The sequence below is a fragment of the Pontibacter sp. BAB1700 genome (assembly GCF_000277005.1).
Lineage (GTDB): Bacteria > Bacteroidota > Bacteroidia > Cytophagales > Hymenobacteraceae > Pontibacter > Pontibacter lucknowensis.
This window is the reverse complement of sequence record NZ_AKIS01000201.1, coordinates 1-6,335: the sequence shown is the minus strand read 5'-3', so window position 1 is coordinate 6,335 and position 6,335 is coordinate 1. Positions and strand designations below refer to the sequence as shown.

The following is a 6,335-nucleotide window of genomic DNA, read 5'->3' as shown; positions in this document are numbered from 1 at the left end:
CAAAGGCGAGGCCGGAACCGTAACTCGCCGWCCTCTCTTTTTGAAAATATCTTGTCTGCTTTAAGCTTATATCTGTCACGGGCTGCCGGGTACTTTGTGGTCGCGGCGCTTAAACCATTGCATGGCAATGAAGGCCACCATAAAGCCGGATATCACACCCTCCAGCATCAGGACCATGAAGATTACAATACCAGGTGTGATGGCCATACGCCCACCAAAGAACTGCTCGCCGGCCAGCACATTTAGCAGGCATCATCAAAAGCTTTGATGTAGATGACCATAAATACTGCGAACAGTACTGTTGCCAGGGCAGATGTGATGATGCCTGTACCAAGGCCAGAGAAGTATCCGATGTTGCCTTGACGGCTTATCTTAAAAGCACGAATGGCCATGGTAACACCTATTGCCATGATCACACCGTTCAGAAAGCGCAGCTCAATGACCTGCTCCAGTCCGACAAGCTTCATCAGCAAAAAGTAAACGATCAGTCCCAGTGCCGTGAACAGGCCGTATTTGAGGCCAATTTTTTCCATAGTGGTGTATCGGGTGTCTTGTTCAGATTATAAAAGTGAATTTTGCTCATTAGATACGCTCTGGCACGGCATGGTCTGCACGTTTAAACCACTGCATGGCGACAAAAGCGATGATAAAGCCCGGAATTGTACCGTATATAATGGTTAGCACAAAGAGTGAAAGCACCGACAAACTTACCGGGAACAGTGAACTTGACTGCAGATTAGCCAGGTATGCTGTATCCAGCCCGGTAACATACAGCACCAGGAAAAGAGCCAGTATGGTAGAGGAAACTACACCTGTGGTCGCTCCTATGGCCAAGCCCTGGAAATAGTTGATGTTCCCTCCCTTCGCTTTCTTAAATTGAGAAATAGCCACTGCTATACCTATAATCAGGAAAACAGCGCTAAGGAAGGAGAGCTCTATTCTGTTTTGCAGGTTGAGCAGGCGCATGATCAGAAAAAAGAGCACGTGCGCTATACCTACGAAAATACCATATTTAAGCGATACCTTTTGATATGTGATTTTTGATAGTGCCATATGAATACTATTTTGATATAAATCCTAAGTTTTTAAAATGAACAGATTAGTTGCACGATTGGTTATAAAACAGAGCTTGCCTTGCGCAATGCTCTTCAAAGCAGGTGCAATCTGCCGTATATAATTAAATCAATATACTAGAGAAAGTGGCGTGGCGTTGTGATTTAAGCCATAAATTTTTCAGAATATAGCCCGAATTGCTTCATTTAAAAGCAATTAACCAACCCATAGCCACGCCTTAGCCCATTGGTTTACAGCAATTTGAAAAAAAGACGGTTTTTATTTCGTAATTTTGCACCGCAATCGTTTCATATACTCATTTTAAGCTATCTATGATCAGCACCAACAATGTAAGCCTGTCTTATGGCAAGCGTACCCTGTTTGAAGACGTAACCATCAAGTTTTTGCCTGGCAACTGCTATGGCCTTATCGGGGCTAATGGCGCGGGCAAGTCTACCTTTCTGAAAATACTTTCCGGTGAAATTGATCCCAATACCGGGACTGTAGAGATACCGGCCAACGCTCGTCTGGCAGTACTGAAGCAGAATCACTTCGAATACGACGAATTCCCGGTTTTGCAGACGGTTATCATGGGCCACAAGCGCCTGTTTGATATCATGCAGGAAAAAGACGCCATCTATGCCAAGGCAGACTTCACAGATGCTGATGGAGAACGTGCTGCTGAGCTGGAAGGCGAGTTTGCAGACCTTGAAGGCTGGAATGCTGAGTATGAGGCAGCTGAACTCCTGAGCGGACTTGGCATCAGCGAAGACCTGCACTACTCACTTATGAAAGACCTGAGCGGTAGCGAGAAAGTACGTGTGCTCCTGGCGCAGGCCCTCTTCGGCAACCCGGACATCCTGCTGCTGGACGAACCTACCAACCACCTGGACGCTGAGTCGATCATGTGGCTGGAGAACTTCCTGGACAATTTCCAAAACACGGTGATCGTGGTATCGCACGACCGCCACTTCCTCGATGCTGTATGTACGCACGTAGCTGACATCGACTTTGGCAAGATCAAGATGTTTGCTGGTAACTATGGCTTCTGGTATCAGTCAAGCCAGTTGGCTTTGAAACAGCGTGCCGATGCGAATAAGAAGACAGAGGACAAACGCAAAGAGCTGGAGGAATTCATCCGTCGCTTCAGCGCCAATGCCTCTAAATCGAAGCAGGCGACCTCACGGGCCAAATTGCTCGAGAAACTGACCGTAGAAGACATTCAGCCTTCCTCACGCAAGTACCCATATATTGCATTCAAACCTGAGCGTGAAGCCGGTAACCAAATCCTGCATGTGGAGAACCTGAGCAAGTCAGTTGACGGCCAACCAATCTTCACCGATATCTCTTTCATGGTAGACAAGGGCGACAAGATCGCTGTGATTGGACGAAACGACATAGCCGCTTCTACATTTTTCAAGATTCTTTTTGAAGAAGAGCGGCCTGATTCTGGTGAGTTTAAGTGGGGCACGACTATCACTGCTTCATTCTTCCCGAAAGATAACCAGGAGTTTTTCGATACCGACCTGAATCTGGTGGATTGGCTGCGTCAGTACTCTACTGAGAAAGATGAAAGCTTTATTCGTGGTTTCCTGGGCCGTATGCTGTTCTCGGGCGAAGAATCGCTCAAGAAAGCCAACGTGCTGTCGGGTGGTGAAAAAGTACGTTGCATGTTCTCACGCATGATGCTGCAATCTGGCAATGTGCTCGTGTTTGATGAGCCCACTAACCACCTTGATCTAGAGTCGATCACAGCACTGAACAACTCCCTGCGTGATTTCGATGGCACCATTTTGTTCTCCTCACACGATTTGCAGTTTGTGGACACTATCGCCAACCGTATCATCGAGCTGACACCGGGTGGCATCATCGACAAGCGCATGGGCTACGAGGAGTACCTGTCAGATGACAACATCAAGGAGCTTCGCAAAAAAATGTACGCCACAGCTAAGGTATAGCGTATATACCTGCGACAACCTGTAATAAAGCAAGATATGCCGCTACGCTATAGCTATAAACTACTGGTACTGACCCTGTGCTGCCTGCTGGGCAGCACAGCGGCCATGGCCCAGACAGAACCCGACACGGTGCGCCGCAAACGTGAACTGCCTACAGGACCAACTGTGGAGCCCCAGCAGCAACGACAGCCCCGAGTGACACAGCCGCAAACCCAGCCTGAGGTAATCCGCCCCCAGGTGGTTCGCCCGGGAGATGAAGCACCACAGGCGCTGATCGATCGCATGTTCTGGGGTGGTAGCTTTGGTTTGCAGTTTGGCACATTTACCAACGTATCACTACTGCCAGTGCTGGGCTATCGGGCTACTGAAACCTTTTGGCTAGGTATAGGCGGTGTATATCATTACAGGAGGTTCAGGGGCGACAGCATGCACAACTACGGCGGCCGCGTGTTTGCGCAGCAGCAGGTATTTGAAAACTTCGTGATTCATGGTGAATTTGAGCAACTGAGTGTGGAACTTCCTTTGATGAATTACAATACAGGAGTGTATGAGTTCAGCAGGCGCTTTATAGGTATACCTATGGCCGGACTTGGCTACAGGCAAAAAATTGGCGAACGGGGAGCAGCAGATATATTGCTACTTTACAACTTCAACGACTCCTATGCCTCGCCTTACTCAAACCCGGTTATCAGAGCCGGTTTTAGCTTTCCTTTCAGAAAGTAATCTTACTCAGAGGCATAAAACAGAAAAGGCTGCAATTACTTGCAGCCTTTTCTGTTTTTGAGTTAGTATTATCAGCCCCGTATGAGTCGTAGCAATACCACGATCACGGCGATCACCAATAAGATGTGAATCAATCCGCCTACAGCGTCAGGGAATCCGAGGAATCCGATCAGCCAAAAGATAACTAGCACAACGGCTATGATATACAATAAATTTCCCATAGTTTTAAATATTTTAATTTCGAAAATATAGTCTGTTATCCTATCTAACGTAGTTACGCTATATAGGTTAAGCGCCTCGTATGAGTCGCAGCAGCACTGCGATAACAGCCAGCACTAAAAGTACGTGGATAATACCACCTACAGCGTCAGGGAATCCGAGGAATCCGATCAGCCAAAAGATAACTAGCACAACGGCTATGATATACAGTAAATTTCCCATAGTTGTTTAGTTTTAATTTCTCCTATTCAATGCATTGAAAGCAAAACCGTCTGCTTTGTTTTCAAAACCGGGCTATTGACCAGCTTTGCATTTTTTTGTTTTAAGCTTTTTACGAGCTCTATACTTTAAAGGATGTATATAATCGCATTTTTTTGTATACTTTAAACCAATATTTTATTTATCAATTATTATGTATCACCTAAAACAGGTCGATATTTCTTTGATTTACAGTTAAATCAGCACTTCGGTTACAAATAAAATTGCCTGACATAATTTTGTATAGAATATTAACTATACCTGGTACCTTCAGGTAACACATCTGCCTTTACAGGACCCTAAAAATTGAAGTCTTCCAAGAGAAATGTTTTTAAAACCGATGTTTGTCCGAATTCTATTAGCTTTGTAATAGATTTCTAACTACACGCATATAGTACTATGAAGAAAATAGCAGTCATTGGTTCGGGCACTATGGGCAACGGCATCGCCCACGTGTTTGCCCAGAATGGTTTCTCAGTTTCATTGGTTGACATTTCGGAAGAGGCGCTCAACAAGGCACTCGCCACTATTACTAAAAACCTCGACCGCATCATGGCCAAAGGCAACCTGACGGAAGAGCAAAAAAATCAGACATTAGACCGAATCAGCACAAATACTGATTTGAAGCAGGGTGTGCAGGAGGCTGACCTGATTGTAGAGGCAGCCACCGAAAATGTAGATCTTAAGCTGAAGATTTTCAAAGACCTGGATGCCTTTGCCAAGCCAGAGGCGATACTGGCCAGCAATACCTCCTCTATCTCCATTACTAAAATCGCTTCGGTAACCAACCGCCCGGATAAAGTAATCGGTATGCACTTCATGAACCCGGTGCCGGTGATGAAACTGGTTGAGATTATTCGCGGCTATTCTACATCTGACGAAGTGACCAGCCAGGTGATGGACATGTCGCTGCAGTTGGGCAAAGTGCCTACTGAGTGTAACGACTACCCAGGTTTTGTTGCCAACCGCATCCTGATGCCGATGATCAACGAAGCCATCTACTCCCTCTATGAAGGTGTAGCCGGCGTGGAAGAGATCGACACCATCATGAAACTAGGCATGGCGCATCCGATGGGACCGCTGCAACTGGCAGACTTCATTGGGCTGGACGTATGCCTTTCGATCCTGAACGTGCTGCACGATGGCTTTGGTAACCCGAAATACGCCCCATGCCCACTGCTGGTAAACATGGTGCAGGCTGGTCATAAAGGCGTGAAGTCAGGACAGGGCTTCTACTCCTGGACGCACGGCAGCAAAGAACTGATTGTGGCGGACCGTTTCAAGAAAAAGCATTTCGCGCAATAACCATGGCACAAACCTTTAATGTAGTAGGCTGGTTTGAGATACCGGTGACAGATATGCCGCGGGCCATTCGATTCTATGAATCCGTGCTGGGCTATACCTTGCACTACCAGCCAGTGGGCGAAGAGGAAATGGCATGGTTCCCCTGGTCTGATGAAGGTTCTGGCGCTCCCGGCTCTCTGGTAAAGCACGACAAGCACTATATACCTTCAACCGAGGGAACTTTGGTGTACTTCTCCTCTCCTTCCGGCGACCTGGCTAACGAACTGGCCAGGGTTGAGCAAGCAGGCGGGAAAGTGCTGCAGGACAAAACCCTGATAGCGGAAGACATCGGCTTTATGGCCCTGTTCCTAGACACCGAAGGTAACCGAGTTGCCCTGCATTCAAGAGGCTAGGCTATATTAAAGATTTAAGCTATACCCTAAAAATAGAAATCCCCCTGCTGATATGGCAGGGGGATTTCTGTTAAATAAAGGGAATTATAGAAATTAAACAGCTACTGCATTTTCACGAAGCGCATCGTTGAGTGACGTTTTCAGGTCAGTACTCTCCTTGCGCTGGCCAATAATCAGGGCGCAAGGCACCTGGAAGTCACCTGCAGGGAATTTTTTGGTATAAGACCCAGGTATCACCACGGCACGCGGTGGCACATAACCCTTGTACTCTTTCGGCTCGCTACCTGTCACGTCAATGATTTTGGAACTGCCTGTGATAGTTACACCTGCACCGATCACTGCTTCTTTACCGATGCGGCAACCTTCTACCAGGATGCTGCGCGATCCGATAAAGGCTCCGTCTTCAATGATCACCGGGGCCGCCTGT

The 6,335-nt window shown here is 47.1% G+C and carries 10 protein-coding genes; 4 read left to right on the top strand and 6 right to left on the bottom strand.

The window, feature by feature from the left end; genetic code table 11:
• Nucleotides 1–75 precede the first annotated feature (75 nt).
• The 3 genes from O71_RS24125 to O71_RS19565 are packed head-to-tail and all read right to left on the bottom strand — an operon-like array spanning nucleotide 76 to nucleotide 1,053.
• Nucleotides 76–240 (bottom strand): hypothetical protein, encoded by a 165-nt coding sequence (locus tag O71_RS24125; protein WP_155801022.1) that lies wholly within the window; start codon nucleotides 238–240, stop codon nucleotides 76–78.
• 2 nt (nucleotides 241–242) lie between these two features.
• On the bottom strand, nucleotides 243–533 hold the full coding sequence (locus tag O71_RS19570) for a DUF4199 domain-containing protein (RefSeq protein WP_007660464.1): 291 nt from the start codon (nucleotides 531–533) through the stop codon (nucleotides 243–245).
• A 49-nt stretch (nucleotides 534–582) separates the two neighbouring features.
• Entirely contained in the window at nucleotides 583–1,053 is a 471-nt protein-coding gene (locus O71_RS19565; RefSeq protein WP_007660463.1) for a DUF4199 domain-containing protein, read from the bottom strand.
• Nucleotides 1,054–1,385: 332 nt separating this feature from the next.
• On the opposite strand from O71_RS19565, the gene O71_RS19560 reads away from it, so the two are divergent.
• Both O71_RS19560 and O71_RS19555 read left to right on the top strand, forming a co-directional pair.
• A complete protein-coding gene (locus O71_RS19560; RefSeq protein WP_007660462.1) occupies nucleotides 1,386–3,011 on the top strand; it encodes an ABC-F family ATP-binding cassette domain-containing protein in 1,626 nt (541 codons plus the stop codon).
• Between the two features lie 36 nt (nucleotides 3,012–3,047).
• Nucleotides 3,048–3,734 carry a hypothetical protein gene (locus tag O71_RS19555; RefSeq protein ID WP_007660461.1) on the top strand — a complete coding sequence of 229 codons (687 nt, stop codon included), beginning with the start codon at nucleotides 3,048–3,050 and terminating at the stop codon, nucleotides 3,732–3,734.
• A gap of 71 nt (nucleotides 3,735–3,805) precedes the next feature.
• On the opposite strand, the gene O71_RS24120 is transcribed toward O71_RS19555, so the two are convergent.
• Both O71_RS24120 and O71_RS24115 read right to left on the bottom strand, forming a co-directional pair.
• Nucleotides 3,806–3,955 (bottom strand): lmo0937 family membrane protein, encoded by a 150-nt coding sequence (locus O71_RS24120; RefSeq protein ID WP_007660460.1) that lies wholly within the window; start codon nucleotides 3,953–3,955, stop codon nucleotides 3,806–3,808.
• Nucleotides 3,956–4,022: 67 nt separating this feature from the next.
• Entirely contained in the window at nucleotides 4,023–4,175 is a 153-nt protein-coding gene (locus O71_RS24115) for a lmo0937 family membrane protein (RefSeq protein ID WP_007660459.1), read from the bottom strand.
• 435 nt (nucleotides 4,176–4,610) lie between these two features.
• Here O71_RS24115 and O71_RS19550 point away from each other — a divergent pair, with 435 nt between their 5' ends.
• A complete protein-coding gene (locus tag O71_RS19550; protein WP_007660458.1) occupies nucleotides 4,611–5,516 on the top strand; it encodes a 3-hydroxybutyryl-CoA dehydrogenase in 906 nt (301 codons plus the stop codon).
• A 2-nt stretch (nucleotides 5,517–5,518) separates the two neighbouring features.
• Nucleotides 5,519–5,908, top strand: a complete 390-nt coding sequence (locus O71_RS19545; RefSeq protein ID WP_007660457.1) for a VOC family protein — start codon at nucleotides 5,519–5,521, stop codon at nucleotides 5,906–5,908.
• Between the two features lie 93 nt (nucleotides 5,909–6,001).
• Here the strand turns inward: O71_RS19545 and O71_RS19540 are convergent.
• Nucleotides 6,002–6,335 (bottom strand): DapH/DapD/GlmU-related protein (locus O71_RS19540; protein WP_007660455.1); only part of this gene is annotated, 334 nt, incomplete at its 5' end.